Below are 26,161 nucleotides of genomic sequence, written 5' to 3'. Positions count from 1 at the left end.
GGCATCGGGCCGCAGCCAGTTGCTCACATCGACCGCGAGGACGATTCGCCCGTCGGCCGCCCTCGGCAGCGGAGTGGAGGCAAGCAGCCGCCGCAGACGGCGCGGCTCCAGCCAGCCATGTACATCGCTCCGTGCCCGCGCCGGTGCTCGGCTGTCAGCGTCAGCTCGGCCAGCGACGTGACCGGCGACCGTGGGGGGCTCGGAAAGTCGTCGCTGCAGGTCAAGCGGCATAGCGGTACTCGTTAATGACGCTGCCAAGGACGCGGGTGCGCAGGAGTCTGCGGCCTTCGAGTGCGTGAACGGCGATGGGCTGTTGGTCGGCGCGCCTGGCGGTAGTTGGTTGCGGGCCCGGTGGGGGCGGTGCTTGTTGCAGCGGCGTTCGTAGGCGGCCAGGACCTGTCGGGCGTGGGCCTCGTTCATGTCACATCGACTGCGCGGTCACCCTGCGGCGGCTGTACGTGTTCTCGCAATGGAGGTCGGCACCAGGTACGTGCATATCCTCGGAGTGACCAGCCATACGGACGTACCCTGGACCACGCAGCAGGCCCGCAGTCTCCTGATGAAACTCGACCACCGAGCATCCGAGTTCACCTTCCTCGTACGCGACCGGGCCGGCCAGTTCAGCAGGTCGTTCGGCGCGGTCCTCGCCAGCCAGGACATCCAAGTCGTGAAGATCCCTCCGCGCTGTCCGCAAGCGAATGTGTACGCGGAGCAGTTCGTGCACACCGTCCGCTCGGAGGTCACCGACCGGATGCTCATCTTCGGTCAGCGCCGCCTGCGCACCGTGCTGGACGAGTACCCCTCGCTGCAACTGGCCGTCCATGCAGGCCGAACGGGCCCGGCTTCCCGCGGTGCGCGCCTACACCTCGATCTGTGAGCCCATGATGACCGTGCGGTCGCGGGGCAGGCTGAAGTGCTCGGCGGCGTCGGACGTGATGTAGGAGGTGGCGATGAACAGCCGCTTGCGCCACGGCGCCATCGTCGGTGCCTTCCCGCGCCGGAGCTCGATCTTCGACAGGAAGTAGGACGCCTGGCCGAGCTGCAACGGCCCTTCGGTTTCGGCCGGGTCGAGCGTGGCCAGTAGACCGGGCACGTCCGGTGTCTCCATGTAGCCGAACCGGGCGGTGACGTGGACGATCCCGTCGTCGGCGTAGCCGAGGTCGTCCACGACGACCCGCTGGTCGGCCGGGACACGGGGCACCGGCTCGGTCTGCAGGGCGAGGATCACGACCTGCTCGTGCCGGACATGGTTGTGCACGACGTTGGCCCGCATGGCCAGCGGCGTGGTCTCCTTGCCCCGGTTCAGGAAGACGGCCGTGCCGGGGACCTGGAGCGTGGAAGCCTTGCCGCTGCGGAGGTCGTCGACGAACTCGGGCAACGGCCCCTCGGCGCGGGCTCGTTCCTCGGTGACCAGCGCGCGGCCCCGCTGCCAGGTCGTCATGACGGTGAACGCCGTGAGGCCGATCAGCAGCGGCAGCCACGCGCCGTGGACGAGCTTGGTCATGTTGGCCGCCACGAACAGCAGGTCCACGAAGAGGAGCACGCCCGCGCCGATGCCGAGCAGCCACCGGGGTGTGCCCCACTTGGCGCGGGCGATGTAGAAGAAGAGCAGGGTGGTGATGGTGATGGTGCCGGTGACCGCCATGCCGAACGCGTAGGCCAGCGCCGCGGAGCTGCGGAAGGCGAAGACCAGGGTGAGGACCGAGACCATCAGGAGCCAGTTGATCCAGGGGACGTAGATCTGACCGATGGTGGATTCGGAAGTGTGGGCGATGCGCAGCCTCGGCAGGTAGCCCAGCTGGGCCGCCTGGGAGGCGACCGAGTACGCGCCGGTGATCACTGCCTGGGAGGCGATCACGGTCGCCGCCGTCGCCAGTAGGACCATCGGCCAGCGTCCCCAGCCGGGCACGAGCAGGAAGAACGGGCTGCTGATGTTGGCCGGATCGTCGAGGATCAGCGCGCCCTGGCCCAGGTAGCTCAGGACGCAGGCGGGCAGTACGAGGAACAGCCAGCCTCGGGTGATCGCCCGGCGGCCGAAGTGACCCATGTCGGCGTAGAGCGCCTCGGCGCCGGTGACCGAGAGCACGATCGCCGCCAGGGCGAAGAAGGCCGTACCCCAGTGGCCGAACAGGAAGCCCAACGCGTACGTCGGTGACAGGGCCTTGAGAATGTCCGGGTGGTCGGCGATGCCGACGACGCCGCACGCACCGATGGCCACGAACCAGGCGATCATGACCGGCCCGAACACCCGGCCCACGGCCGCGGTTCCCCTGCGCTGCACCAGGAACAGGATGACGATGATCACCGCGGTGATGGGTACGACCGCGTCCTCCAGGGACGGCTCGACGACCTTGAGTCCTTCGACCGCGGACAGTACCGAGATCGCCGGGGTGATCATGCTGTCGCCGAAGAAGAGGGACGCGCCGAAGATGCCGAGGGCGGCCAGGATGGCGGCGGCCCGGCGCCCGCGCTGTGAACTCAACCGTCGCAGCAGGGTGATGAGCGCCATGATGCCGCCCTCGCCGTCGTTGTCGGCGCGCATCGCGAGCAGCACGTAGGTGATCGTGACGATGATCATCACCGACCAGAACACCAGTGACACCACCCCGTAGACGTTGTCCGTGCTGACCGGGACGGGGTGCGGGTCGTCGGGGTTGAACACCGTTTGAAGCGTGTAGATCGGGCTGGTCCCGATGTCGCCGAAGACCACACCCAGAGCACCGATGACCACCGCGAGGCGCACCGTGTCGCGCGCGCTCGCCCGACGCGCGCTCAGTGTCCCCGATGGGGATCCGTCATCCGACGCGGGTTCCTGTCGGCGATCGGCCATGGTGCTCCTCCTCGTGCGGGCCGCTGAGCCGCGGACCGGGGCGTCGGGGCGGACGATACCGATCCCATGGCGCAATCGTCGGTAGGGGCGCCACTTCGCCTCGGTGACCGTCGCCGGCGCGAATCCGGGGCCGGCAGGGAGCACGTCGCGACATGGCCGCGTCGTATCTGAGGCGTTGCAGGCCGAAGTCCTCCCGATCGAGGAGGGGGTGGGGCGTGGCACAGGTGAGGTTGGGTGGCGCCGGTCAGAGCATCGGCGCGATCAATCGAGACCCGGTCCTCTAGGGCCGGGTCAAGTTGACTGGAAACGCCCTGCTGTTCGCTGGGCTGCTCCTGATTGCCCTCAGCCAGCTGCTGCCGCTTCGCCGAAACCCGAATCACGCCGATCCCTCAGGTGTCTGAAGGGTGTGGTGTCGGCGGACCACGGCCGGAGCCATAGGCGGATCGCAGCCACGGCTGCCCGCCCGATGCCGGACCACGCGGCAGGCCGCAAGATCGAACTGTGCACCCAGGGCAATGGACACCACCTTTGCCGCCTCATGCTCACTACCGGTGATGGTTCCGTGCCCTCGCTGCAGGCTCGCCTCGCCGCAGTCACTTCTGACGTTCAGACCGGTTCGGCCCTCGGAACGGCGGGGCCCGCGCGCGAACTCTGACGTTCTCCCGAGGTCGCCCTCAGGCGTCGGGCGGTGTCGCCTCCTTGGTGAAGTGCCGGGTGTCCAGGCGCAGCCGCCACACATTGCGGAGGTGTGCTGCCGCGAGGTCGGCCTCCAGTGGGGACGGCGGGACGGCGAGGACCGGGCAGCGGGCATGGGCGAGGCAGTACCGGCTCACCGACGGGTGCAGTGCGCGGTGGAGGTGGCTGCGGTGCCCGGCGCCGACGATCAGGAGGTCGTCCTCACGGTCGGCGGCTCCGCCAGTGCCCGGCCGGGGGTGCCGCGGGTCAGGACGGCGTGCAGGGGGACGCCGGGGCCATCGGGGAGCACTTCGCGGATCGTCGTGACGAGCGTGGTGCGGGCGAGGTTCTCCCAGTCCTCGTCCGTGAGCGGCGCGGCCGAGGCCCGGCGAGCGTGGAGTTCGCCGCCGGGTGACTGCCACGCCAGCACCGCCCAGAGCTCGGCCTGCCGATGGTGGGCTTCGGCCGCGGCGCGGCGCAGGGCCGTGCGGCTTCCCGGAGACCCGCTCACCCCGACCACGACACGGGCGACACGCGCGTCTGGGGTCGCGTCGGAACCGGACATTGCTTCACCGTCCGTCAACTGCCGCCGCAGGAGGAGGCCCGTCGGCGGTTCTCATCAACACCGGCACCATCACACTCCCGAGCCGGAGCCCGTGAACAGCCCCTTCGTCGCTTCTTGGCACACCTCTGACGGCGCCGTCCCACTGTTGAAGCGGTGCCCATCACCAACGCGTCAGCATTGCCGCTCTCCGCGTCAGCAATCCGTCAGGACGGTTCCGGGGGCCCGGGTGGGCGGGCATAGCGTCCTTGGCGAGCCCCGGTCGCCCGTCCCGTGACCTGGGCCCCATCACCTTCGAACTGAAGCGAACGTCCCAGGCGAACCGCCTCGGGATATCGCGTACGACCCCGGATCCTCCAGGAGACATCCCATGGCAGAACTTCTGTACGGCGAAGACCCGGAACCTTCTGAACGGTTCCCGGCCGGACCCCTGTACGTGCCCGTCCGGCCGGGCCCGCTCGGGCACGTCGCCCGGCTGTTCCGCACGCCGCTCGGTGACCGCACAGCGGTCGGCTTCACCTCCGAGCGCGCCCTGACCGCCACCCTCGGCACCGACCAGCCGTGGATCCGGCTCGCCGAGCCCGCCCTGCGGGCCATGACCGCGCCACTCGGCGCAGCCACCGTCACGGTGGACCCGCAGCTCACCGCCCCGGCACCCACCTCCGGCAAGAGGGCCGTGCGCCGCAGCACCTGGGACCCGCAGGCGGTCGGCGCACTCCGGGTCACCGGGACCGCCGCGCCCGTCTCGGCGCCTTCGCACCGGATCGGCTGAGGAGGGCGCCACCATGACCACCGTTCACGAACCCGCCGTCCCCGCCACGGCCTCTGCCGAAGAGCTGTCAGTGTGGCCGGCCTCCACTGCCGAGCCCCGCCCCGGTGACCTGACCGTCGGCGGCGTGGCCCTCGCCGAGATCGCGGCCCGCTTCGACACTCCGGTGTACGTCCTCGACGAGAGTGAGGTCCGCCGCCGCTGCCAGAATTACCGGGACGCCTTCCCGGAGGCCGAGATCCACTACGCCGCCAAGGCGTTCCTGTGCCGGGCCATGGCCCACTGGGTGGAGGAGGAGGGCCTCGGCCTCGACGTCTGCTCCGCCGGTGAACTGGAACTCGCGGTCGCCGCAGGATTCCCACCCGACAAGATCGTCCTGCACGGCAACGCCAAGACACCGCACGACCTGAAGAAGGCCCTGTGGTACGGCGTCGGCCGCATCGTCATTGACAGCCCCTCCGAGATCGCCCGGATCGCCGCGGCGGTGGGCCCGGACGGACACCAGAAGGTGATGGTCCGCGTGGTGCCCGGCATCAGCGCGGGCGGCCACGAGAAGATCCGCACCGGCACCGAGGACCAGAAGTTCGGCCTGTCCATCTCCGACGGTTACGCGCAGCACGCCATCTCCCGCATCCTCGACCAGCCGCAGCTCGAACTGACAGGTCTGCATTGTCACTTGGGCTCACAGATCACCGACGTCAAGCCGTACTTGTCGGCGGTGCGCCGCATGGTGGGCCTGATGGCGCGTCTGCGCGAACAACACGGTGTAGTCCTGGAGGAGTTGGACCTCGGCGGTGGTCACGGCGTCGCCTATCGCCCCGGAGAGCAGACCATGGACCTCACCCGCCTGGCGCGCAAGGTATGCGCCGAGCTGACCGAGGCGTGCGCGGCGGCCGGTCTCACCGTGCCGCGCCTGATCATCGAACCGGGCCGGGCCATCGCCGGACCCGCCGGGATCGCGCTGTACCGCGTCGTGTCCGTCAAGCACACCGGAGGGCACACGTTCGTCGCCGTCGACGGCGGCATGAGCGACAACCCCAGGCCCGCCCTGTACGGGGTGTGCTACGCGCCCCGTATGGTCGGCCGGCGCGGCAGTACGACGCTCGCGCCGGTGACGGTCGTCGGACGGCACTGCGAGGCCGGTGACGTGGTCGCCGCCGACGTGCAACTCCCCGACGATGTGGGCGCCGGCGACCTGATCGCCGTACCCGTCGCCGGTGCCTACCACCTGTCGATGGCCTCCGGTTACAACCTGGTCGGACGCCCGCCGGTGGCCGCCGTACGCGACGGCCGCGCCCGCCTCCTCGTGCGCCGCGAGTCCCTGGAGGACATCCGCAGCCGCGACGTGGGTCTGTAGCCCGCGCCGCCCACCGAACCACCTCCGGGCGATACGCGCACCTTTGCCCGGCCGCCTCGCCCGGAGGTGTCCAACCCCTCTGTCCGACAAGCCATCTGAAAACTGTGAGGTCCCTGTGACGGCCGAGAGCGTCGTCGGGCTGATCGTCGCGATCGCTCTGCTCGCCTACCTGGTGGTGGCCCTGATCAAGCCGGAGCGCTTCTGATGGCCGCGCCCGCACCCGTACGCGAGAAGCCCGCAGACGCGGCGCACCCGCCCGAGGGAACTCCGACCCGGCGGATCGGCGCCGGTCTGCTCGACCCGCAGCAGCTGTGGCGTGCCCTGCCTGCCGCGCTGCGCAAGCTCAACCCCGTAACGCTGGCACGCAATCCGGTCATGTTCGTCACCGAGATCGGCGTCGCGATGAACGATGAACACGGGACGTCGGCCGCCAACGAGGCCGGCAGGTGTGGGTGCTCGGCGACGACATGGGCCGCCATGGTCTTGACCTCGTCCAGGCGGGTGAAGTCGGCGCCCACGGTGCACAGTCGGTCTGCGTCGATGCCGGCCGTCGTGACGAGGCAGTCGGCGGCGGCGCGGGCTTCCTCGGAGATGCGGCCGTGCAGAAGCACGGTCGTACCGCGATCGCCGAGCTGCCGGGCGGTCTCCAGGCCGATGCAGGAAGTGGCGCCCGTGACGAGGACGGTACGGGACGAGGGGGTGGTGTCAGGCATGGTGATCAGTGGGTGTTGTTCCGCCGTCCTTACGCTGCGTATGCCGTCCCCTTGGTCCTGAGAATGTGCCCCTGTGGCCCCCTGCCGACCGGACTTCCCGGTATGTCTCCCTCACCCCGGCGGACCAGGTTTCGTCAATGTGGTGTCAATGTCCACGTGACCGGCGCCAAGGATGCGTCAAGGGCCGCGCCCATTCACTCTCACAGCGCTTCGGTAGAGAGAAGTAACCCTTCCGGGGAGTCCACCGGGGAGTTGATCGCCAGTGAGCGGAGCGCATCGGCTGCGATGAGTGACGTACGGACCGAAACGAGCGACGTACGGACTGGCGGGGGTGTGACACGGACCGGCGCTGGTCACGTACGCCCCGGACGCCTGAAGATCTACCTCGGAGCCGCCCCGGGAGTCGGCAAGACCTACCGCATGCTCGACGAAGCGCGGCGCAGAGCGGCGCGCGGTGCCGATGTGGTGGTGGGGTTCGTGGAATGCCACGGGCGCCCCGGCACGGAGGCGATGCTCGACGGCCTGGAAGTGGTCGATCGGACCTCGTGCACCTACCGCGGAGGCGAGTTCACCGAGATGGACCTCGCCGCGGTCCTCGCCCGGCGTCCGAAGGTCGCGATCGTCGACGAGTTCGCCCACAGCAACGTTCCAGGTGCCGGCCGCAACCCCAAGCGCTGGCAGGACATCGAGGAGCTGCTCGCGGCAGGGATCGATGTCATCAGCGCACTCAACATCCAGCATCTCGAATCCCTCAACGACGTCGTCGAGAAGATCACCCGGGTCCCGCAGCACGAGACGGTCCCCGATGAGGTCGTCCGCCGGGCGCGTCAGATCGAGCTGGTGGACATGCCGCCCGAGGGGCTGCGCCGCCGGATGGCGCACGGCAACATCTACACCCCCGAAAAGGTCGACGCGGCCCTCGCCAACTACTTCCGCCCCGGCAATCTGACCGCCCTGCGCCAGCTCGCCCTGCTGTGGGTCGCCGACCGAGTCGACGAGGCACTGCAGACCTACCGCGTCGAGCACGGTATCGGCGGCGTGTGGGAGACCCGGGAGCGGGTGGTCGTGGCTCTGACAGGCGGGCCCGAGGGCGACACTCTCATCCGGCGGGCCGCCCGCATCGCCGACCGGTCGGCCGGCGGTGACCTGCTCGCCGTGCACATCACGCGCAGCGACGGACTCGCCGCCGGCACCTCGCACGCCTCCCTGGCCCGGCAACGGCGGCTCGTCGAGGACCTCGGTGGCAGCTACCACTCCGTGGTCGGCGACGACGTCGCCACCGCCCTGGTCGAGTTCGCGCGCGCCGAGAACGCCACCCAGCTCGTGCTGGGCACCAGCCGCCGTGACCGTCTGGAGCGGTTCGTCACCGGACGGGGCACCGGCGAGACGGTGGTCAAGTTCTCCAGCGACATCGACGTCCACATGGTCACGCACGAACGCGCCGGGCGTGGCACGCTGCTGCCCTCCCGCCGCCGCACTCTGTCGACCGTCCGCAGGATCGCCGGTCCGGTCGCCGGTCTGCTGCTGCCGGTGGCGCTGACCTTCCTGCTGGATCTGGATGTGGCCAGGGACAGACTCAACCTCACCAGCGAGGCCCTGCTCTTCCTGCTCGCTGTGGTGGCGGTGGCCTGTATAGGTGGGGTCGTGTCGGCGGTGATCGCGTCGGTGACGGCGTCCCTGCTGCTCAACTACTGGTTCATCCCGCCCGTAGGGCATTTCACGTTGAACGATCCGAATGCGTTGCTGGCGCTCGCCGTCTTCGTCGTGGTGGCCGCCATAGTGGCTGCTGTCGTCGACCGCTCCCTGCGCCTGTCGCGGCGCTCGGCGCGCGCCACCGCGGAGGCGGAGACCATGTCGTCCCTCGCGGGCACCATCGTGCGCGGCGGTGCGACCATCCCCGCTCTGGTGGAACGCACCCGTGAGACCTTCGGCATGGACTCGGCGGAACTGGTGGACGAGCCGCCGGGGGAGGAGGGTGCAACAGTCGTGCCCGCGGGACCCGGCGCCTTCCTGGTGCTTCGCGGCCGCCCCCTCCCGTCCTCCGAGCGACGCGTGCTGGCCGCCTTCGCGGCACACGTGGGCGCCGCCGTCGAACGGGCAAGGCTCGCCGAGGCCGCCGCCGAGGTCGAGCCGGTCAAGGCCGCCGACCGAATGCGTACGGCGCTGCTGCGGGCGGTCGGACACGACCTGCGCACCCCGCTCGCCGCCGGATGGGCCGCCGTCTCCTCTCTGCGCAGCAGCGATGTGGAGTTCTCCGACGCGGACCGCGACGAGCTCCTCGCCACCGCCGACGCATCCATGGCCAAACTGAACCGGCTGATCGAGAACCTCCTCGACCTCAGCCGCCTCCAGGCAGGGGCGCTCACACTGAACCTGCGCCCCACCACGCTGGACGAGGTCCTGCCGACGGCGCTGGCAGACACCCCCGAGGTCGAGGTGGGGGACCTGGACGAGGTCCCGGCCGTCCTGGCCGACCCGCCGTTGCTGGAGCGGGTGGTCGCCAACCTCGCCGGCAACGCAGCCCGCCACAGTCCCGCGGGCCGCAAGGTGCTGCTGACCGCCAGCGCCCACGCGGGACGCGTCGAACTGCGCGTCGTCGACCGAGGTCCCGGCCTCCCGCCTACCGACCGCGACCGCCTCTTCGAACCCTTCCAACGTCTCGGCGACACCGACAACACCACAGGACTCGGCCTCGGTCTGGCCCTATCCAGAGGTCTGGCCGAGGCGATGGACGGCACCCTCGTCCCGGAGGACACTCCCGGCGGGGGCCTGACCATGGTGCTGTCCCTGCCCTTCGCCGAGCGGGCGGAGCACCCCAGCGGTACGCAGAGCGTAGGAGGAGCACATGAGCTCTGACATCGGCGTACGAGGGCCCAGGCCCGCACTCGCCGCAACGAACGCAAGAGGTGTCGGCATGATGACCGGCTACCGGCTCCGCGACCGGCTCGCACTGCTCGCGGGCCTCGCGGGACCGTTCCTGGTGGCGCTCGCGCTCGTGCCCTTCCGTACCGACCTGTCGCAGACGAACGCCGCGCTGATCCTGGTCGTGGTCGTCGTCGCGATCGCCGCCATCGGCAGCCGTGCGGCGGGCGCGCTCGCGGCGTTGTCGGCGGCCGCCTGGTTCGACTTCTTCCTCACCCGGCCTTACCGGACCTTCGACATCAACGCTTCCGACGACATCGAAACGGCGGTCCTGCTTCTGGTCGTCGGCGTGATCGTGTCCCAGCTCGCGGCACGCGCCCGCCGTCTCGAAGTCATCACCGTGACGGACGCGGGGTACCTCGCTCGCATCCACGAGACGGCCGATCTCGCTCACTCCGCGAATTCCTCGGACACCGTGGTCGACCATGTCCGCCACCAGCTCACCGAACTGCTCGGCCTGCGTGCCTGCCGCTTCGAATACGGCACCCTCATGGGACAGCCGCCCCGCCTGCAGCCGGACGGCAGTGTCGTGGTCAGCCGCAAGCGCTGGGACGTCGACAGCAAAGGCTGGCCGAAGGGCGAGACAGAACTACGCACGTACGGCAACGGCCACTACCTCGGCCGGTTCATGCTCACTCCCGGCCCGGGTCCTGTCCCGCCGCTCCAGGCCCGCCTCGTGGCGGTGACCCTCGCCGACCAGACCGGCGCGGCCCTCGACACGGCGGGCCCGCTGAAGGACGGCTGACACCCGGCAGGCCCGGGGCGGCCGGCCAGCGGGACGCCTGGTACGCCCCGCAGTGCGGACGTATGCATACGGAACCTTGACGCTGAACCCTCGGTGATCCGGGACCGGGCCCCTTTGCTCTGCCGTTCTTGACTGATGTGACGTCAACTCTCTATTTCCGTACGGAACTTGGCCACCGCTCCCAGCACATGGTGATCTGTGGCGACGACGGGCTCGCGCACCGGCTCGCCGTCGAACTGGACGCCGTGTGCGGCGAGGCCGTCACCGTCGTACTGCCCTCACGACGCGACGAGCACGGCGCCGAGATCGCCGCGCTGCACCGCGACCCGCACTCGTCCATCGAGCTCCTGGTGGCGGCACACCCCGACGAACAGATCCTGCGTGCAGCGGGCGTGCAGCGGGCCGCAGCCCTCGCGCTGACCTACGCCGACGACCAGATCAACATGACCGCGGCGCTGCTGGCCCGGGCCTCAACCCGTCCATCCGCCTCGTCATCCGCATGTTCAACCGCGAGCGCGGACGCCACCTCGAGCGCCTCCTGGACCGTGCAGCCGCCGAGGTCATGGGCGGAGGCGACGACGATCCCCGGCCTGACATGTCGACCACGGTTCTGTCCGACGCCGACACGGCCGTGCCCGAGCTCGTGGCCGCCGCCGCAGTCGGCCACGGCCACACCCTCCAGGTCGAGGGCAAGGTCTTCCGCGGAGTCGTGCGGCCCGCCGGATCGCCACCCCGGTCGACCGATCTGGCCACACTCGCGGTGCTCTCCGGCGCCCACCAGGACGATCCGGCGAGCGACGACAGCCCCGAGACACCGGGAGAGGACGGCACCCAGCTGCTGCCCGACACCCGCACCGCCTACCACCGGCAGTTCACACACGGCCGGCTGATGCTCGAGGAGGTCACCCACCACCACGCCCCCGAGCCGGCCGCCGGAGAGCGGGGCGGCCCCGTCGGCGGCTGGCTGAGGGCGCGGCTCGCGCATCTGCCGTGGCGGGTCTTCCTCTCCCGCGAGGTCATCGCCGTCTTCGGTGTACTGGCGGCGATCGTCGTCGCGCTCGCCGTCGCCACCGCGTTGTTCGCGCACGAGCACCCTTGGTGGAAGAACGTCTACCTTCCCCTGCTGGACATCTTCGCCATGGGCGACCCTGCCACCGACGAGGCGGTGGCCCGCCGGGTGCTGCAACTGGTCGCGGGCTTCGTCGGGCTCGCTGTCCTGCCCCTCGTCGTGGCCGCCACCATGAACGCCACCGAGGCGTTCCGCAGCGCATCCGTCGGCCTTCCGCCCTCCGACGACCTCACCGACCACATCGTCGTGGTCGGTCTAGGGAAGATCGGTACCCGTGTGCTGGCGCAGCTGCGCACCACCGACCACAAGGTCGTTGCCGTCGAACGGAATCCGCACGCGCGCGGCGTCGCCCTCGCCCGTGAACTCGACGTTCCGCTGGTCCTTGAGGACGCCGGAACGCCGGGTGTCCTCGACCGCGCGCGCATCCGGCACAGCAGGTCGCTGCTGGTTCTCACCCGGGACGACGGCGAGAACCTCGACATCGTGATGGCCGCACGTGAGACCACCCCGAATGTGCGCGTGGTGATGCGGCTGTACGACGACGACTTCGCGGCCACGGTCCAGCGCACCCTGCGCGCCTCCTACCCCCAGGCCCCGACCCGCAGCCGCAGTGTTTCCGCGCTCGCCGCACCGTCCTTCGCCGCCGCGATGATGGGCCGCCACGTGCTGGGGGTGATGCCGGTCGAGCGGGGCTCGCTGTTGTTCACGGTGGTGGATGTGGCGGGGCATCCCGAGCTCGAGGGACGCTCGGTCCACGAGGCGTTCCGGGAGCACGAGTGGCGGGTGCTGGCCGTGGGATCTGCCGCAGACAGGCCCGCTCATTCGTCGATGGACACCCTCGCCGGGATCCGGTTCCGCCAACCCGGGTTCGACTGGCGCCCCTCGCAGGGGAAGGTCCTGCGTGCGGGCGACCGCGTGGTGCTGGCGACGACGCGGCGCGGCCTGGACATCCTCATGACCGGGGTACAGCCGCACCCGGCGGACAGACGGGGCTGAGAGCTGGTCGGTTTCGCCGACGTCGGTGTGGCTGCGGCCACTGGGCTGGACCAGCGTGCGGGACTTCCGGTGACGGGCGCGAACGGCTCAGTCCAGGCCGGAGTCCTTGAACACCGTCAGGGCCGTCTCGCGGTCGATCCGCGCGGAGATCCGCCGCAGGGCGGTTGCTCCGCATGTCAGGTGTCCGCGGGCGGCGGCTGCGTTGGCGTCCTTGGCGAAGCGGTGCCACAGTTCCGGGTTGCTGTGGAGGACCTGGGGGTTGATCTCGAGCCGTCCGCCCGACGCGTCCCGCAGGCGGAGGCGCTGGGAGACGCCGCCCAGGCAGCGCGCCGACACCAACGCGTCGGTGCGGACCCGCCGCTCCCGCACGAGTCCGCGTGAGGCCAGCCAGCCTTCGCCCGCGGTGACCCGGGCGGGGTAGAGGATCACGAACAGCAGCACCCCGAGAGCGACCCACAGTGTGGCCCGCGCGGCCGTGAAACTGCCGGCCCACCAGTCGATCAGCTGCAGAAGGCAGAGAACCACGGCCGAGCACCGAATCGCGCTGCGCAGATCCTTTGGCCAGCGGCTGTCGTACGTCACGCCGGAGGAGGTCTGCTTGTGGCTGCTGACCGCGTCGTATCGAGTGTCGTCGGGGCGTTCCATAGCGCCGACGGTAGAACTCCGGGGAGCAAAGTCCCCGTACCTTGACGCGGCTCTGATGACTGCCGTGTTCGACCTTGACGTCCGGTCCGGGTGTGGGCCGCAGAGAGGGGAGGCGGGCGGGTGATATTGCACGCGAGAGCGGACAGCGTTTCGACAGCGCGTGAAGTGGCACCCGAGGGCAACCCCGGTGCGAATGTGCACGCGATGGCATCGGTGGCGTCAGGCCCGGAGGCGATCGCCTTGGTGCTGGCCGCCGCGGCGGGGTGGCCGCCCTGGCCTCGGCCTTTCCCGAGCCGTACGACGACAGGCTGTGGATGTGCCTCGCCGTGCGCGTGCTGATCACGGGCGTGAACCTGCGTGGCATCGTCGAGTCGGCGCGGGCCGTCATCGTGCCGACGGCCTTCTTCGGCGTCTCGATCCTGGGCTCATCGCCGTCGGTCTCTTCCGGTCCGCCCGTCAGCACGGCGGCCGCTGCGGTTCAAGCTTCCGCGCTCGTGGACAAGGTCATTACCGTCGGCGCCCTGCTTCCGCTCAAGGCCTTCGCGTCCGGGTGCAGCGCCCTAACCGGCGTTGAGGCCCTCGCCGACACCGTGCCGTCCTTCCGCGTCCCACGTGTGCGCCGGGCTCAGCGCGCGGAGGTCGGCCTCGGGCTCACCGGTGTGGGCCACGGAGTATTCACGCGGATGGAGGGTTGGTTCTGCAGATGGATGCGCCGACCGTAAGAGTTCCGTCAAAGGCGTACACGTCTCCGTATGGGAGGCGTCAACGGCGCTCAAATTCGGCCAGCGAGGCGGTTTCCTCTAATCGTCCGTTCAATCCGAACCTCATCTAGGAGCTCGCGATGGCCGACCTGGCCTTCGTTGTCACCACGATCGCGGTGTTCGCGCTGGTGGCGCTCGTCGCCAAGGGGGTGACGAAGCTGTGACTGCCGAAAACATCGTCGGCCTGATCGTGGCCGTCGCCCTCCTTGGCTATCTGGTCCTCGCCCTGATCTTCCCGGAGAGGTTCTGAGCACCGATATGAGCCCCGTCCTCGCTGGTGTGCTCCAGCTCCTCGCCCTGATAGCGGCACTGGCACTTGCCTACCGTCCTCTGGGTGACTACATGGCCCGGGTCTACTCCTCCGACAAGCACCTGCGTGTCGAGAAGTGGATCTACAAGGGCATCGGCGCCAATCCGAACACCGAGATGCGCTGGATGGCGTATCTGCGCGGTGTGCTGGCCTTCTCGGCGGTCAGCGTCCTCTTCCTGTACCTGTTGCAGCGTTTTCAGGGCAGCCTGCCGGGTTCGCTCGGCTTCCGGTCCATCGACCCGGACCAGGCGTTCAACACGGCCGCGTCGTTCGTGTCGAACACCAACTGGCAGTCGTATTACGGCGAGCAGGCCATGGGTCACGTCGTGCAGACGGCCGGCCTGGCGGTGCAGAACTTCGTCTCGGCGGCCGTCGGTATCGCGGTGGCCGTCGCCCTGGTGAGGGGCTTCGCGCGGTCCCGCACCGGTGAGCTCGGCAACTTCTGGTCGGACCTGGTGCGCGGCACGGTCCGCATTTTGATCCCGATCTCGGTGGTCGGTGCGATCGTTCTGGTGGCGTGTGGTGCGATCCAGAACTTCGCCGGGATCCACGAGGTCGGCCAGTTCATGGGCGGCTCGCAGCAGTGGAACGGCGGCGCGGTCGCGTCGCAGGAGGCCATCAAGGAGCTGGGCACGAACGGCGGCGGTTACTTCAACGCCAACAGCGCCCATCCCTTCGAGAACCCCAACGGCTTCACGAACCTCTTCGAGATCTTCCTGATCCTGGTCATCCCGTTCGCGATCACCCGCACCTTCGGGCGCATGGTCGGTTCCCTCAGGCAGGGCTACGCGATCCTCGCGACGATGGTCACGATCTGGATCGGGTTCACGGCTTTGATGATGTGGACCGAGTTCCACCACGGCGGCCCGGCGTTCGACATCGCGGGCGGTGCGATGGAGGGCAAGGAGAACCGCTTCGGTGTCGGCGGTTCGTCGATCTTCGCGGTGGCGACCACGCTGACGTCGACGGGTGCGGTGGACTCTTTCCACTCCTCGTTCACGGGGTTCGGCGGTGGTATCACGATGCTTGGTATGCAGCTGGGTGAGATCGCGCCCGGTGGTACCGGTTCGGGGCTGTACGGCATGCTGATCATGGCGATCATCGCGGTGTTCATCGCAGGCCTGATGGTCGGCCGTACGCCGGAGTATTTGGGCAAGAAGATCGGCACCCGCGAGATCAAGTTCGCGGCCTGCTACATCCTCATCACGCCGGCCCTGGTCCTGGTGTTCACGGCGGTGGCGATGGCTCTGCCCACGCCGCCGAACTCGATGCTCAACTCCGGCGCGCACGGGTTCTCGGAGATCCTTTACGCGTACACGTCGGGTGCCAACAACAACGGCTCGGCGTTCGCCGGTCTGAGCGCGGACACGCAGTGGTTCAACACCACGATCGGGCTCGCGATGCTGCTGGGCCGGTTCCTGCCGATGGTGTTCGTCCTGGCACTCGCCGGGTCGCTCGCCGAGCAGAAGCCCGTCCCCGCCACGGCCGGCACCCTGCGCACCGAGAAGCCGCTGTTCACCGGGCTGCTCGTCGGCACGATCCTGATCATCACCGGTCTGACGTACTTCCCCGCCCTGGCCCTCGGCCCGCTCGCGGAAGGCCTGGCGTCATGACCGCTCGTATAGCGAAGACCCGTACAGAAAACGACGAGGACGCGATGTCCACAGCCACTCCGACCCGGGCGCCGCACAGCGACGTGCCTTCAGGTCACAAGGACGACGGACGTGTCGGCGCGGGTCTTTTCGACCCGAAGCAACTGCTCAAGTCGCTGCCGGACGCCTGCCGCAAGCTCGACCCGCGCGTCATGGTCAAGTCGCCCGTGATGTTCGTGGTGCTCGTCGGCTCGGTCCTGACGACCGCGTTCTCCTTCAAGGACCCGTCCGACTGGTTCGGCTGGGCGATCAGCGCGTGGCTGTGGCTGACGGTGATCTTCGCGAACCTGGCGGAGGCTGTGGCCGAAGGCCGCGGCAAGGCCCAGGCGGACACCCTGCGCAAGGCCAAGACCGACACCGTCGCGCGCCGGCTGTCGAAGGACGGCACCGGCGAGGAGCAGGTGCCGGGCACCGAACTGCGCATCGGCGACCTGGTGGTGTGCGAGGCGGGCGACATCATCCCCGGCGACGGTGACGTCGTCGAAGGCGTCGCGAGTGTCGACGAGTCGGCCATCACCGGTGAGTCCGCGCCCGTCATCCGCGAGTCCGGCGGCGACCGGTCCGCGGTCACGGGCGGTACGAAGGTTCTCTCCGACCGCATCGTCATCAAGATCACGACGAAGCCCGGCGAGACGTTCATCGACCGCATGATCGCACTGGTCGAGGGCGCGGCCCGCCAGAAGACGCCCAACGAGATCGCCCTCAACATCCTCCTCGCGTCGCTCACCATCGTGTTTCTCCTCGCGTGCGCCACACTGCCGCCGTTCGCGGACTACGCGGGCAAGCACCTCACGATGGTCGTCCTGGTGGCCCTGCTGGTGTGTCTGATTCCGACGACGATCGGCGCGCTGCTGTCCGCGATCGGCATCGCGGGCATGGACCGCCTCGTTCAGCGCAACGTGCTGGCGATGTCCGGCCGGGCGGTCGAGGCCGCCGGCGACGTCTCCACGCTGCTGCTCGACAAGACGGGCACCATCACGCTCGGCAACCGTCAGGCCTCCGAGTTCGTGCCGGTGACCGGCACTCGCGAGGCCGAGGTCGCGGACGCCGCGCAGCTGTCCTCGCTGGCCGACGAGACCCCCGAGGGGCGGTCGATCGTGGTCCTGGCGAAGGAGAAGTACGGACTGCGTGAGCGGCAGCGTGGCGAGCTGGCCGGTGCCGAGTGGATCGCCTTCACTGCCCAGACCCGCATGTCGGGCGTCGACGTCGACGGGCGCAAGATCCGCAAGGGCGCTGCCGGTTCGGTCATCACCTGGGTCAAGGAGCAGGGCGGCCGGGTCTCCGACGACGCGGACACCCTGGCCAACCGAATCTCCGAGGCAGGCGGCACTCCTCTACTGGTCGCCGTCAAGGACGACAAGGGTGCCCGCGTACTGGGTGTCATCCACCTCAAGGACGTCGTCAAGGAGGGCATGCGCGAGCGGTTCGACGAGCTGCGCCGCATGGGCATCAAGACCGTCATGATCACGGGCGACAACCCGCTGACGGCGAAGGCGATCGCCGACGAGGCGGGTGTGGACGACTTCCTCGCGGAGGCCACTCCCGAGGACAAGATGGCCCTGATCAAGCGGGAGCAGGCGGGCGGCAAGCTGGTCGCGATGACCGGCGACGGCACCAACGACGCCCCCGCGCTCGCGCAGGCGGACGTCGGCGTGGCGATGAACACGGGCACGTCGGCCGCCAAGGAGGCCGGCAACATGGTCGACCTCGACTCCAACCCGACCAAGCTCATCGAGATCGTCGAGATCGGCAAGCAACTCCTCATCACCCGGGGCGCGTTGACGACGTTCTCCATCGCCAACGACGTCGCGAAGTACTTCGCGATCATCCCGGCCCTGTTCGCGGCGGTCTATCCGGGCCTGGACAAGCTCAACATCATGCACCTGTCCTCGCCCGACTCCGCGATCCTGTCCGCGGTCATCTTCAACGCGCTCATCATCATCGCGCTCGTACCCCTCGCCCTGCGCGGCGTGCAGTACCGGCCGGTGAGCGCCGACAAGCTACTCCGCCGCAACCTCGGGATCTACGGGCTCGGGGGTCTCGTCGCCCCATTCATCGGCATCAAGATCATCGACCTCCTCATCTCACTCATCCCCGGGATCGGCTGATCACCATGAACAACTCGGTTAAGAACACCGGCCGGTTGCTGTGGGCCGGCCTGCGGGCCCTGCTCGTCCTGACCGTCGTGTGCGGCGTCATCTACCCCCTCGCCGTCACCGGGGTCGCCCAGGCCCTCTTCCACAACAAGGCCAACGGCTCCGAGATCAAGTCCGAGGGCAAGGTGGTGGGCTCGTCCCTCATCGGCCAGCGCTACGACCTGCCGCTGAAGAAGGGCCAGGAGACCGCGGAACCCGACCTCAAGTGGTTCCAGCCGCGCCCCTCCAACGGCCTGGGCACCAACAGCGTCAACACCCAGTACAAGCTGATCCTGTCCGGCGCCACCAACCTGGCCGGCGACAACAAGGACCTCATCGGCCAGGTGGAGGCCGCGCAGAAGGCCGTCATCAAGGACAACTCCACGGCCACGTACAAGGTCAAGAAGTCGGATGTGCCGGCCGACGCCGTCACCTCCTCCGGCTCCGGCCTCGACCCGGACATCTCCCCGGACTACGCCGACCTCCAGGTCCACCGCATCGCGGAGAAGAACCACCTCTCCGTCGCCCAGGTGCAGAAGCTGGTGGACGAGCACACCGAAGGCCGTGTCGCCGGCTTCATGGGTGAGCCCCGCGTGAACGTCCTCGAACTCAACATCGCGCTCAAGGGACTCGTGGCGAAGAGCTGATGGCCTTATGCGCACCGAGCGGGAGTTGGCGGACGGGGCCCGACCCCGATCCGTCAACTCCCGTAACCATGAAGCCGGTTCCGCAGGCTCCGGCCTTCCGTGCAACAGGAGAGGCGCACACCGATGACCCGGGTGCTGGTGGTGGAGGACGATCCTCAGCTCGTCCGGGCTCTTGTGATCAACCTGCAGGCCCGCCGATACGGAGTGGACCCGGCGCCCGACGGAGCCACCGCACTCCGCCTCGCCGCCGCGCGCCAGCCCGACGCGGTCGTACTCGACCTGGGCCTGCCCGACATGGACGGCACGGACGTCATCAAGGCCCTGCGCAGCTGGACCCGGGTACCGATCCTGGTGCTCTCCGCCTGCCGCGCATCTGACGAGAAGGTCGCCGCGCTCGACGCGGGTGCTGACGACTACATCACCAAACCGTTCAGCATGGACGAACTGCTGGCCCGTCTGCGGGCGGCCGTCCGCCGCACCGAGGCCGCTCCGCTCGCCCCGGACATCGTTCTCGTCACGACCGACGAGTTCACCATCGACCTGCTGGCCAAGAAGGTCAGCCGTGGCGGACACGACGTACGCCTCACTCCGACCGAATGGCACCTACTGGAGATCCTGGTCACCAACCCCGGGCGGCTCATCACGCAGAAGTACCTGGTCCAGGAGGTCTGGGGTGCGTCCCAGAGCAGCAAGACCAACTATCTGCGCGTCTATATGGCCCAGTTGCGGCGCAAGCTGGAGACGGACCCCGCCCATCCGCGCTACCTCATCACCGAGCCCGGCATGGGGTACCGCTTCGAGAGCTGAGCCGGGCTTTCGTGAACCGGCCCCAGCACTCCCACAGCCTCCGCCCGTAGAGACGAAGAGACGAGAAGATGGCACGCGGCAAGCTTCGGATATACCTCGGTGCGGCGCCTGGCGTCGGGAAGACGTACGCGATGCTCTCCGAGGCGCACCGTCGCGTCGAGCGGGGGACCGACTGCGTGATCGGCTTCGTGGAGCACCACGACCGGCCGCGCACCGAGGTGATGCTGCACGGCCTGGAGCAGGTCGTGCGCAAGGAGCTGGAATACCGCGGCAGCGTCTTCACCGAGATGGATGTCGACGCGGTACTCGCCAGGCGGCCTCAGGTGGCCCTGGTCGATGAGCTCGCGCACGCCAACATCCCCGGCTCGCGCAACGACAAGCGCTGGCAGGACGTCGAGGAACTGCTGGCGGCCGGCATCGACGTCATCTCGACCGTCAACATCCAGCACCTGGAGTCGCTCGGCGACGTCGTCGAGTCCATCACCGGTATCCGGCAGCGTGAGACCGTCCCGGACGAGGTCGTGCGACGGGCCGACCAGATCGAGCTGGTCGACATGTCGCCGCCCGCCCTGCGCCGAAGGATGGCGCACGGCAACATCTACCTTTGATCTTGGCCAGTGCTCCGCCGTTTGCGGCGGGGGTGAAGGTCATCTCAGGGCTGTTCTGACCCGCACGTTCGCACGGGTCCGCAGTGTTGTCCTCAGCTGGTGGGGCGCTGCTGGTTTTCGATGTACTGCTTGACGACGGTCAGCGGTGCGCCGCGGCAGGATCCGGCGAAGTAGGAGCCGGACCAGAAGTGTCCGCCCCACAGGTAACGGTGGACGTGCGTGCTGTATTCCTGGCGGAGCCTGCGGGAGCTGACGCCCTTGAGGGAGTTGACCAGTTTGGAGAGCTGGACCTTGGGCGGATAGTGCACGAGCAGATGCACATGGTCCTGCTCGCCGTTGAACTGCTTGAGTTCGGCCTCGAAGTCGGTGCAGACGTCGTGCATGATCTCCTCGGTGCGCGTCAGCATGGCGTCGGTGAATGCCTTACGCCGATACTTGGTGACGAATACCAAGTGGACGTGAAGGTTATAGACGACGTGGCGTCCGGTGCGTACGTCAGGATTCGGGTTCCATCGTGGTGACATAAGCCAACTGTAGTAGGGTGATGGTCATGGGTGAACTGGTGTGGGAGAAGCGGCAGTTCGGGCACCGCGCCCGGCTGGCGCTGACGCCTGCACAGGTCCGGCTCATGGATGACCAGGCGCACGCGGCACGCGCGATGTGGAATCAGCTCCACGACCTGTGGCAGATGACGCCGAAGTGTCAGCGCGCTCTGACGCGCATGGATCAGGCGTTGCGGCAGGCCCGCAAGGAGATCGACTGGTATGGGGTGCTGCCCGCGCAGGCCGCGCAGGCGGTACTCAAGACGTACTTCCAGGCGTGGCGGAACTGCTGGGACGGGCGTGCGGACGAGCCGAACTTCAAGGCCCGCTTCCGCACGGCATTGTCGGTGGACATCCCGCAGGGCCGGGACTTGCAGATCAAGCGAGTACACCGACGGTGGGGCATGGTCAACATCCCCAAGGTGGGCCGTGTCTGGTTCCGCTGGACCAAGGATCTCCCCGTCGGCAAGCTCGCCAACAAGGAGAACCGGATCACCGGGGCACGGCTGGTCAAAGACGGGCTCGGATGGCACATCGCCTTCCGTATCCAGACCCTTGAGCCCAAGCCGGAGCCCCACCAGGGTCCCGAGGTCGGTATCGACGCCGGGGTGAACCTGCCGCTTGCGCTGTCCGACGGCAACCACCAGGACCACGACCGGCCGCCCCGACTCCCGGACGGCACCGCCGACCGGGACAAGTGGCTGAACCCGGATGAGAAGGCCAAACTGCTCCGCCTGGAACAGCGCGCCGCGCACCGCAAGAGCTTCCGCAAGTCGAAAGAGCGCAGCTCCAACCGGCTGCACGCCACCTACGACCAGATCAAGCAGCTCCGCGCAAGAGCCACGCGCCGAGCAACCGACTGGCAGCACAAGACCACCACCGCCATCGCCAAGCAGTACGGCACGGTCGTGGTGGAGCAGTTGCAGATCACGAACATGGTCAAGTCCGCCAAGGGAACCATCGAGAACCCGGGGAAGAACGTCGCGCAGAAGTCCGGCCTGAACCGTTCCATCAGCCAAGAGGCGTGGGGCCGCACCGTGACATTGCTGACGTACAAAACCGCCCGAAACGGCGGAACCCTGGTCAAGGTCCCCGCCCCGAACACCTCCCTGCGCTGCTCCGCGTGCGGATTCATCACGCCCGGCAGCCGCGAAGACCAGGCCACGTTCGTATGCAAGAACCCGGACTGCGGATGGTCGGCGAATGCCGACTGGAACGCGGCCCGGAACGTCTTGCACCTGTACCGGATCGGCCTCGTGACGATCCCGGCTGCCGGGAGGGCAGTCGTCAGGCGCACCCGTGGCGTCAAGCCCGCTGCCGCAAGGTAAGCAGGAATCTCCTTCCTGAGCCTGCGAAGGGAGGAGAGCACTTCAAAAGCCCGACAAGGTCGACGCGGCGCTGTCGAACTACTTCCGCCCCGGGAACCTGACCGCGCTGCGCGAGCTGGCTCTGCTGTGGGTGGCGGACCGGGTCGATGCCTATCTGACCGAGTACCGCAGCGCGCACCAGGTCTCGAAGATCTGGGGCTCGCGCGAGCGGATCGTCGTGGGTCTGACCGGTGGCCCCGAGGGCCGTACGCTGATCCGCCGAGCCGCGCGGCTCGCGGAGAAGGGCGCGGGCGGTGAAGTGCTGGCCGCCTACATCGCCCGCAGCGACGGGCTGACCTCCGCGTCACCGAAGGAGCTGGTGGTCCAGCGGACCCTCGTGGAGGACCTGGGCGGAACCTTCCACCACGTCATCGGGGACAACATCCCGACCGCGCTCCTGGACTTCGCGCGCGGCGTCAACGCCACTCAGATCGTCCTCGGTGTGTCCCGCCGCAAGGGCTGGCAGTACGTCTTCGGACCGGGCGTCGGCGCCACCGTCGCCCGGGACTCGGGTCCCGACCTGGACGTCCACCTGATCACGCACGACGAGGCGGGCAAGGGGCGTGGTCTGCCGATCGCCCGGAGCGCGCGCCTCGGACGGTCCCGGGTCATCTGGGGATGGCTGGCGGGTGTGGCCGGCCCCGCCCTCCTCACGCTGCTGCTCACCAGCGTCGCCCCCGAAGTCGGCCTGGCCAACGACATGCTGCTGTACCTCGCACTGACGGTGGCCGCGGCCCTGCTGGGCGGGCTCTACCCGGCGCTCGCGTCCGCGCTCGTGGGTTCCCTGCTGCTGAACTGGTTCTTCACCCCACCCGTACACACCCTGACCATCGCCGATCCCAAGAACATCGTCGCCATCGCGATCTTCGTCGGCGTCGCCGTGTCGGTGGCCTCCGTGGTGGACCTCGCCGCCCGGCGCACTCACCAGGCGGCCCGGCTGCGCGCCGAGTCGGAGATCCTCTCCTTCCTCGCGGGCAGTGTGCTGCGCGGCGAGACCAGCCTGGAGGCCCTGCTCGAACGGGTCCGGGAGACCTTCGGGATGGAGTCGGTGGCGCTGCTCGAGCGAGCCGGCGACGTGGATCCGTGGACCTGCGCGGGCAGCGTGGGTACAGGAACGGTGGTCGAACGCCCGGAGGACGCGGATGTCGACATGCCGGTCGGTGACCGCATGGCGCTGGCGCTATCCGGACGAGTGCTGCCGGCAGAGGACCGGCGGGTCCTGGCCGCTTTCGCCGCCCAGGCCGCGGTGGTCCTGGACCGTCAGCGGCTGCAGTTCCAGGCCGAACAGTCCCGCACGCTGGCCGAGGGCAATCGCATCCGCACCGCGCTGCTGGCCGCCGTCAGCCACGACCTTCGCACGCCACTGGCCGGAATCAAGGCAGCGGTCTCTTCGCTGAGGTCCGACGACGTGGCATGGTCCGAGGAGGACCAATCGGAACTGCTCGAGGGCATCGAGGAGGGCGCGGACCGCCTCGACAACCTGGTGGGGAACTTGCTGGACATGTCACGGCTGCAGACCGGCACGGTCAGCCCGCTGATCCGTGAGATCGACCTCGACGAGGTGGTGCCGATGGCGCTCGGCGGGATCCCCGAGAACAGCGTCGAGCTGGAGATCCCGGAGAGCCTGCCGATGGTGAATGTCGATCCGGGCCTGCTCGAGCGGTCGGTCGCCAACCTGGTGGAGAACGCCGTGAAGTACAGCCCCTCCGGCGAGCGGGTCCTGGTGTCCGCGAGCGCCATCGCCGACCGGGTGGAGGTGCGGGTGGTGGACCGCGGACCCGGCGTCCCCGACGAGGCCAAGGACCGTATCTTCGAGCCCTTCCAGCGCTACGGCGACGCCCCGGGCGGCGCGGGCGTGGGCCTCGGCCTCGCGGTCGCCCGCGGCTTCGCCGAGGCGATGGGCGGGACACTGAGCGCGGAGGACACCCCGGCGGTGGCCTCACCATGGTCCTCTCCCTGCCGACCGCGCCAAGCCTTCAGCCGGCCCGCCCCGACCTTCCGGCGACCGCCACCTCGTAGCCGCCAAGGGCCCGGTCGCGCGGCAGTAATGAGCCTGCTCGCCAGGGACTCCTGGCTGCCGGATCTCTTCGGGCTGCGCACGGAGCGCCCCGTGTACCGCTGGGAAGTTGTGGCCGTCGCCGTGCTGCTGCTGATAGCCGTGAACGCGGACACGCACCGCATGATCCCGCTGTTCGCGATCGGTGTGTTCATCGGCTTCACCATCAGCCAGAGCGGGCTCGATCGGCACGGGGCTGCGCAGCGGCCGCCCGGCTGGCTCCGGCGTGCGGCGCTCGACGGGGCCGGCGCGGTGCTCACCGCCGTGGTGGGCATCGTCCTGCTGGCCACCAAGTTCCTCGAGGGAGCTTGGGTGGTGGTTGTCGCGGTGCCGCTGCTGATGCTGTTGTTCGCCCGAGTCCAGCGTTACTACATCCTCCAGAACCCGCGTGGCCTCCTGCTCGCGGCCGCACTGAGGGCCCGTACCGACGTTGTCGTGTGCGTCGTGCCGTACCGGCTGAGCCTTTGAAGCGGTCTCCGCCGCGAGGGAGCTTAGGCGGAGACCGTAACCACGTGCAGGGCGGAGGCACTTGGGGCTACAGGCCGACGTCCCGACGCCGCGCAGGGCTGCGCGCCGACCTCCGGCGCGCACGGGAGTATCCGTACCGGCTGTCGTGTCCGCTTGCCAGCCCGGGGGAGGCAGCAGCGGCTTGATGGCCTCGGTCCGGCTGGCCGGCCGGACCGCCACGACCGCCAGCCCGGTGACGATCACACCTCGGTCGTCAGCGCCTCAGGTACCGACGACCACCCGGTGGTCGGCGGTGAACGGCTTGCCCGCGACGAGTTCGGACTCCTGCCCGTCGGGGCCGACCGGGAGTTCACCGATCAACGTGACGCGGTGCAGACGGCGCTCGACGTTCAGGTGCTCGATGTCGCGCGGGGCGAGGTGGGCGGTGGCCCGGTTGTCCCAGAAGGCGACACTGCCCGGCTCCCAGCGGAAGCGGACGGTGTACTCGGGGCGAGTGATCTCCTCGTAGAGCAGATTGAGGATGGCGCGGCTCTCGCTCGGTGTCACGTCCACGATGTGGCTGGTGAAGCCGGGGTTGACGAAGAGCGCGCGCTCCCCGGTCTCGGGGTGGACGCGGACCACCGGGTGGACGGCGACCAGCAGGTTGTCGTTCACGCGGCGGGCGTAGGCGCTGTCGCCTGTGGGCTTCTCGGCGCCGCCGTAGCGGTGCTCGGCGCGCAGCGTGTCGACGAAGGCGCGTACCGGGGCGGACAGGCCTTCGTACGCGGCGACCAGGTTGGTCCACTGGGTGTCGCCGCCGAACTCGGGGACGGTCTCGGCGCGCAGGATCGATCCGGCGGGCGGGTTGACGGAAGCGGTGACATCGGTGTGCCAGCCGGAGAAGTAGCTGTAGCGGCGCTTCTTCGTGGCCTCGCGGAACCCCTTGCCGTAGCGCTCCTCGTAGCGGCGCGGGTCGATGGTGAAGATCTCGGGGTGGTCCTCCGGCGGGGTGTCGTCGTGCGGGTGGGCATAGGTCAGCTCGCCGAACTGCCGGGCGAAGGCGATCTGCGAGGCGTGGTCGAGGTCCTGGCCGCGGAAGAAGACGACCTTCCAGCGGTGCAGCGCCTCCTTGATGACGGCCAGGTCGCCGTCGGAGAGGGGCTTGGAGAGGTCGACGCCGGAGATGTCGGCGCCGGTGTGCCCGGAGGCGGGGCGTGCGGTCGCGGTGGAGGTCGTCGGCTTCGACGAGATGGTCGAGGTCATGGTGGTCAGCCCTTCTGTGCTGCGGCGAGCGCCGCGTTGAAGTCGTTGGTGACGGAGGGGTCGAACTGCTTGGAGGCGTCGGCCTTCTGCGGTATCCGGCCGATCTCGGTGTAGAGGTCGGCGTGCTTCTTCTGGGGCTCGACGACGCCGTCGTCGATGGGGACGGAGGCGGTCGTGTCCGTGGTCTGGAAGGCCTGGTGGCCCAGGGGGTGTCTGCTTGCGGATCTCGACGTAGTAGGCGTCGACCCACGCGTCCGGGGGAGTGGACCTACGCGTTGCCTTC

General features: G+C 69.0%; 21 protein-coding genes and 6 pseudogenes. 18 read left to right on the top strand and 9 right to left on the bottom strand.

Going from position 1 to position 26,161, the window contains the following annotated elements; genetic code table 11:
* A pseudogene (locus OG758_RS10875) lies at nt 1-185 on the bottom strand (transposase); the annotation flags it as partial.
* A 320-nt stretch (nt 186-505) separates the two neighbouring features.
* Between OG758_RS10875 and OG758_RS10870 the strand changes: the two are divergent.
* The gene (locus OG758_RS10870) at nt 506-877 is read left to right on the top strand and encodes a hypothetical protein (RefSeq protein ID WP_326709797.1); all 372 of its coding nucleotides are present in this window, start codon (nt 506-508) and stop codon (nt 875-877) included.
* On the opposite strand, the gene OG758_RS10865 is transcribed toward OG758_RS10870, so the two are convergent.
* The 4 genes and pseudogenes from OG758_RS10865 to OG758_RS10850 all read right to left on the bottom strand — a co-directional run bounded on the left by OG758_RS10865 (nt 860) and on the right by OG758_RS10850 (nt 4,070).
* On the bottom strand, nt 860-2,830 hold the full coding sequence (locus OG758_RS10865) for a potassium transporter Kup (protein WP_326709796.1): 1,971 nt from the start codon (nt 2,828-2,830) through the stop codon (nt 860-862). The two genes, OG758_RS10870 and OG758_RS10865, sit on opposite strands and share 18 nt — an antisense overlap.
* Nucleotides 2,831-3,504: 674 nt before the next feature.
* Complete coding sequence (locus OG758_RS10860) at nt 3,505-3,663, bottom strand: hypothetical protein (protein ID WP_326716295.1); 159 nt, start codon at nt 3,661-3,663, stop codon at nt 3,505-3,507.
* A gap of 6 nt (nt 3,664-3,669) precedes the next feature.
* Nucleotides 3,670-3,714 (bottom strand): annotated as a pseudogene (locus OG758_RS10855) (hypothetical protein); the annotation flags it as partial.
* Complete coding sequence (locus OG758_RS10850) at nt 3,714-4,070, bottom strand: universal stress protein (protein ID WP_326709795.1); 357 nt, start codon at nt 4,068-4,070, stop codon at nt 3,714-3,716. The pseudogene OG758_RS10855 and the gene OG758_RS10850, both read right to left, overlap by 1 nt.
* A gap of 367 nt (nt 4,071-4,437) precedes the next feature.
* Here OG758_RS10850 and OG758_RS10845 point away from each other — a divergent pair, with 367 nt between their 5' ends.
* The 3 genes from OG758_RS10845 to kdpF (OG758_RS10835) all read left to right on the top strand — a co-directional run bounded on the left by OG758_RS10845 (nt 4,438) and on the right by kdpF (OG758_RS10835) (nt 6,398).
* Nucleotides 4,438-4,839 (top strand): SAV_915 family protein, encoded by a 402-nt coding sequence (locus tag OG758_RS10845; protein WP_326709794.1) that lies wholly within the window; start codon nt 4,438-4,440, stop codon nt 4,837-4,839.
* A gap of 13 nt (nt 4,840-4,852) precedes the next feature.
* On the top strand, nt 4,853-6,193 hold the full coding sequence (gene lysA / locus OG758_RS10840) for a diaminopimelate decarboxylase (protein WP_326709793.1): 1,341 nt from the start codon (nt 4,853-4,855) through the stop codon (nt 6,191-6,193).
* A gap of 115 nt (nt 6,194-6,308) precedes the next feature.
* Complete coding sequence (gene kdpF, locus OG758_RS10835) at nt 6,309-6,398, top strand: K(+)-transporting ATPase subunit F (protein ID WP_326709792.1); 90 nt, start codon at nt 6,309-6,311, stop codon at nt 6,396-6,398.
* Here the strand turns inward: kdpF (OG758_RS10835) and OG758_RS10830 are convergent.
* A complete protein-coding gene (locus OG758_RS10830) occupies nt 6,379-6,906 on the bottom strand; it encodes an SDR family NAD(P)-dependent oxidoreductase (protein WP_326709791.1) in 528 nt (175 codons plus the stop codon). The two genes, kdpF (OG758_RS10835) and OG758_RS10830, sit on opposite strands and share 20 nt — an antisense overlap.
* 285 nt (nt 6,907-7,191) lie before the next feature.
* Between OG758_RS10830 and OG758_RS10825 the strand changes: the two genes are divergently transcribed.
* The 4 genes and pseudogenes from OG758_RS10825 to OG758_RS10810 all read left to right on the top strand — a co-directional run bounded on the left by OG758_RS10825 (nt 7,192) and on the right by OG758_RS10810 (nt 12,638).
* Entirely contained in the window at nt 7,192-9,762 is a 2,571-nt protein-coding gene (locus tag OG758_RS10825) for an ATP-binding protein (RefSeq protein ID WP_442810288.1), read from the top strand.
* Nucleotides 9,752-10,573 carry a DUF4118 domain-containing protein gene (locus OG758_RS10820; protein WP_326709789.1) on the top strand — a complete coding sequence of 274 codons (822 nt, stop codon included), beginning with the start codon at nt 9,752-9,754 and terminating at the stop codon, nt 10,571-10,573. The genes OG758_RS10825 and OG758_RS10820 overlap by 11 nt, the downstream gene beginning before the upstream one ends.
* Before the next feature lie 188 nt (nt 10,574-10,761).
* Nucleotides 10,762-10,983 (top strand): annotated as a pseudogene (locus tag OG758_RS10815) (NAD-binding protein); the annotation flags it as partial.
* A gap of 89 nt (nt 10,984-11,072) precedes the next feature.
* A complete protein-coding gene (locus OG758_RS10810; RefSeq protein WP_326709788.1) occupies nt 11,073-12,638 on the top strand; it encodes a potassium channel family protein in 1,566 nt (521 codons plus the stop codon).
* An 87-nt stretch (nt 12,639-12,725) separates the two neighbouring features.
* On the opposite strand, the gene OG758_RS10805 is transcribed toward OG758_RS10810, so the two are convergent.
* Nucleotides 12,726-13,283: a hypothetical protein gene (locus OG758_RS10805; protein WP_326709787.1), complete on the bottom strand. Its 558-nt coding sequence runs from the start codon at nt 13,281-13,283 to the stop codon at nt 12,726-12,728.
* A 260-nt stretch (nt 13,284-13,543) separates the two neighbouring features.
* On the opposite strand from OG758_RS10805, the pseudogene OG758_RS10800 reads away from it, so the two are divergent.
* The 7 genes and pseudogenes from OG758_RS10800 to OG758_RS10770 all read left to right on the top strand — a co-directional run.
* Nucleotides 13,544-13,933 (top strand): annotated as a pseudogene (locus OG758_RS10800) (amino acid permease); the annotation flags it as partial.
* Nucleotides 13,934-14,204: 271 nt separating this feature from the next.
* Nucleotides 14,205-14,294: a K(+)-transporting ATPase subunit F gene (gene kdpF, locus OG758_RS10795; RefSeq protein WP_037659531.1), complete on the top strand. Its 90-nt coding sequence runs from the start codon at nt 14,205-14,207 to the stop codon at nt 14,292-14,294.
* Between the two features lie 8 nt (nt 14,295-14,302).
* Nucleotides 14,303-15,967 (top strand): potassium-transporting ATPase subunit KdpA, encoded by a 1,665-nt coding sequence (gene kdpA, locus OG758_RS10790; RefSeq protein ID WP_326709786.1) that lies wholly within the window; start codon nt 14,303-14,305, stop codon nt 15,965-15,967.
* On the top strand, nt 15,964-18,114 hold the full coding sequence (gene kdpB / locus OG758_RS10785; RefSeq protein WP_326709785.1) for a potassium-transporting ATPase subunit KdpB: 2,151 nt from the start codon (nt 15,964-15,966) through the stop codon (nt 18,112-18,114). Before kdpA ends, kdpB begins: the two co-directional genes overlap by 4 nt.
* 5 nt (nt 18,115-18,119) lie before the next feature.
* Complete coding sequence (locus OG758_RS10780; RefSeq protein ID WP_326709784.1) at nt 18,120-18,788, top strand: potassium-transporting ATPase subunit C; 669 nt, start codon at nt 18,120-18,122, stop codon at nt 18,786-18,788.
* 123 nt (nt 18,789-18,911) lie between these two features.
* Nucleotides 18,912-19,595, top strand: coding sequence for a response regulator (locus OG758_RS10775; RefSeq protein ID WP_326709783.1), 684 nt, complete (start codon nt 18,912-18,914; stop codon nt 19,593-19,595).
* 68 nt (nt 19,596-19,663) lie between these two features.
* Nucleotides 19,664-20,197: pseudogene (locus tag OG758_RS10770) on the top strand (histidine kinase); the annotation flags it as partial.
* A 98-nt stretch (nt 20,198-20,295) separates the two neighbouring features.
* On the opposite strand, the gene tnpA reads toward OG758_RS10770, so the two are convergent.
* On the bottom strand, nt 20,296-20,727 hold the full coding sequence (gene tnpA / locus OG758_RS10765) for an IS200/IS605 family transposase (RefSeq protein WP_326709782.1): 432 nt from the start codon (nt 20,725-20,727) through the stop codon (nt 20,296-20,298).
* A 26-nt stretch (nt 20,728-20,753) separates the two neighbouring features.
* Here tnpA and OG758_RS10760 point away from each other — a divergent pair, with 26 nt between their 5' ends.
* The 3 genes and pseudogenes from OG758_RS10760 (at nt 20,754) to OG758_RS10750 (ending at nt 24,636) form a co-directional block, all read left to right on the top strand.
* Nucleotides 20,754-22,073 (top strand): RNA-guided endonuclease InsQ/TnpB family protein, encoded by a 1,320-nt coding sequence (locus OG758_RS10760; protein WP_326709781.1) that lies wholly within the window; start codon nt 20,754-20,756, stop codon nt 22,071-22,073.
* Nucleotides 22,074-22,113: 40 nt separating this feature from the next.
* Nucleotides 22,114-24,131 (top strand): annotated as a pseudogene (locus OG758_RS10755) (ATP-binding protein); the annotation flags it as partial.
* Between the two features lie 28 nt (nt 24,132-24,159).
* On the top strand, nt 24,160-24,636 hold the full coding sequence (locus OG758_RS10750) for a hypothetical protein (protein WP_326709780.1): 477 nt from the start codon (nt 24,160-24,162) through the stop codon (nt 24,634-24,636).
* 261 nt (nt 24,637-24,897) lie between these two features.
* Here OG758_RS10750 and OG758_RS10745 read toward each other — a convergent pair whose 3' ends face one another.
* A complete protein-coding gene (locus OG758_RS10745) occupies nt 24,898-25,878 on the bottom strand; it encodes a TauD/TfdA dioxygenase family protein (RefSeq protein ID WP_326709779.1) in 981 nt (326 codons plus the stop codon).
* Between the last annotated feature and the right edge of the window lie 283 nt (nt 25,879-26,161).

Origin of the sequence: Streptomyces sp. NBC_01474 (assembly GCF_035918215.1) — a bacterium.
Lineage (GTDB): Bacteria > Actinomycetota > Actinomycetes > Streptomycetales > Streptomycetaceae > Streptomyces > Streptomyces aureus.
Note: the sequence above shows the minus strand (reverse complement) of the source record. Positions and strands in the feature narration are given on the sequence as shown.

Bases quoted from the DNA above. Each gene is read 5' to 3' on its own strand.
- OG758_RS10780 (WP_326709784.1), top strand. From the start codon at position 18,120: ATGAACAACTCGGTTAAGAACACCGGCCGGTTGCTGTGGGCCGGCCTG.
- OG758_RS10820 (WP_326709789.1), top strand. From the start codon at position 9,752: ATGAGCTCTGACATCGGCGTACGAGGGCCCAGGCCCGCACTCGCCGCA.
- OG758_RS10825 (WP_442810288.1), top strand. From the start codon at position 7,192: ATGAGTGACGTACGGACCGAAACGAGCGACGTACGGACTGGCGGGGGT.
- OG758_RS10775 (WP_326709783.1), top strand. From the start codon at position 18,912: ATGACCCGGGTGCTGGTGGTGGAGGACGATCCTCAGCTCGTCCGGGCT.
- OG758_RS10845 (WP_326709794.1), top strand. From the start codon at position 4,438: ATGGCAGAACTTCTGTACGGCGAAGACCCGGAACCTTCTGAACGGTTC.
- OG758_RS10760 (WP_326709781.1), top strand. From the start codon at position 20,754: ATGGGTGAACTGGTGTGGGAGAAGCGGCAGTTCGGGCACCGCGCCCGG.
- OG758_RS10850 (WP_326709795.1), bottom strand. From the start codon at position 4,070: ATGTCCGGTTCCGACGCGACCCCAGACGCGCGTGTCGCCCGTGTCGTG.
- kdpA (WP_326709786.1), top strand. From the start codon at position 14,303: ATGAGCCCCGTCCTCGCTGGTGTGCTCCAGCTCCTCGCCCTGATAGCG.
- OG758_RS10830 (WP_326709791.1), bottom strand. From the start codon at position 6,906: ATGCCTGACACCACCCCCTCGTCCCGTACCGTCCTCGTCACGGGCGCC.
- OG758_RS10810 (WP_326709788.1), top strand. From the start codon at position 11,073: ATGTTCAACCGCGAGCGCGGACGCCACCTCGAGCGCCTCCTGGACCGT.
- OG758_RS10865 (WP_326709796.1), bottom strand. From the start codon at position 2,830: ATGGCCGATCGCCGACAGGAACCCGCGTCGGATGACGGATCCCCATCG.
- OG758_RS10745 (WP_326709779.1), bottom strand. From the start codon at position 25,878: ATGACCTCGACCATCTCGTCGAAGCCGACGACCTCCACCGCGACCGCA.
- tnpA (WP_326709782.1), bottom strand. From the start codon at position 20,727: ATGTCACCACGATGGAACCCGAATCCTGACGTACGCACCGGACGCCAC.
- OG758_RS10805 (WP_326709787.1), bottom strand. From the start codon at position 13,283: ATGGAACGCCCCGACGACACTCGATACGACGCGGTCAGCAGCCACAAG.
- kdpB (WP_326709785.1), top strand. From the start codon at position 15,964: ATGACCGCTCGTATAGCGAAGACCCGTACAGAAAACGACGAGGACGCG.
- OG758_RS10750 (WP_326709780.1), top strand. From the start codon at position 24,160: ATGAGCCTGCTCGCCAGGGACTCCTGGCTGCCGGATCTCTTCGGGCTG.
- lysA (WP_326709793.1), top strand. From the start codon at position 4,853: ATGACCACCGTTCACGAACCCGCCGTCCCCGCCACGGCCTCTGCCGAA.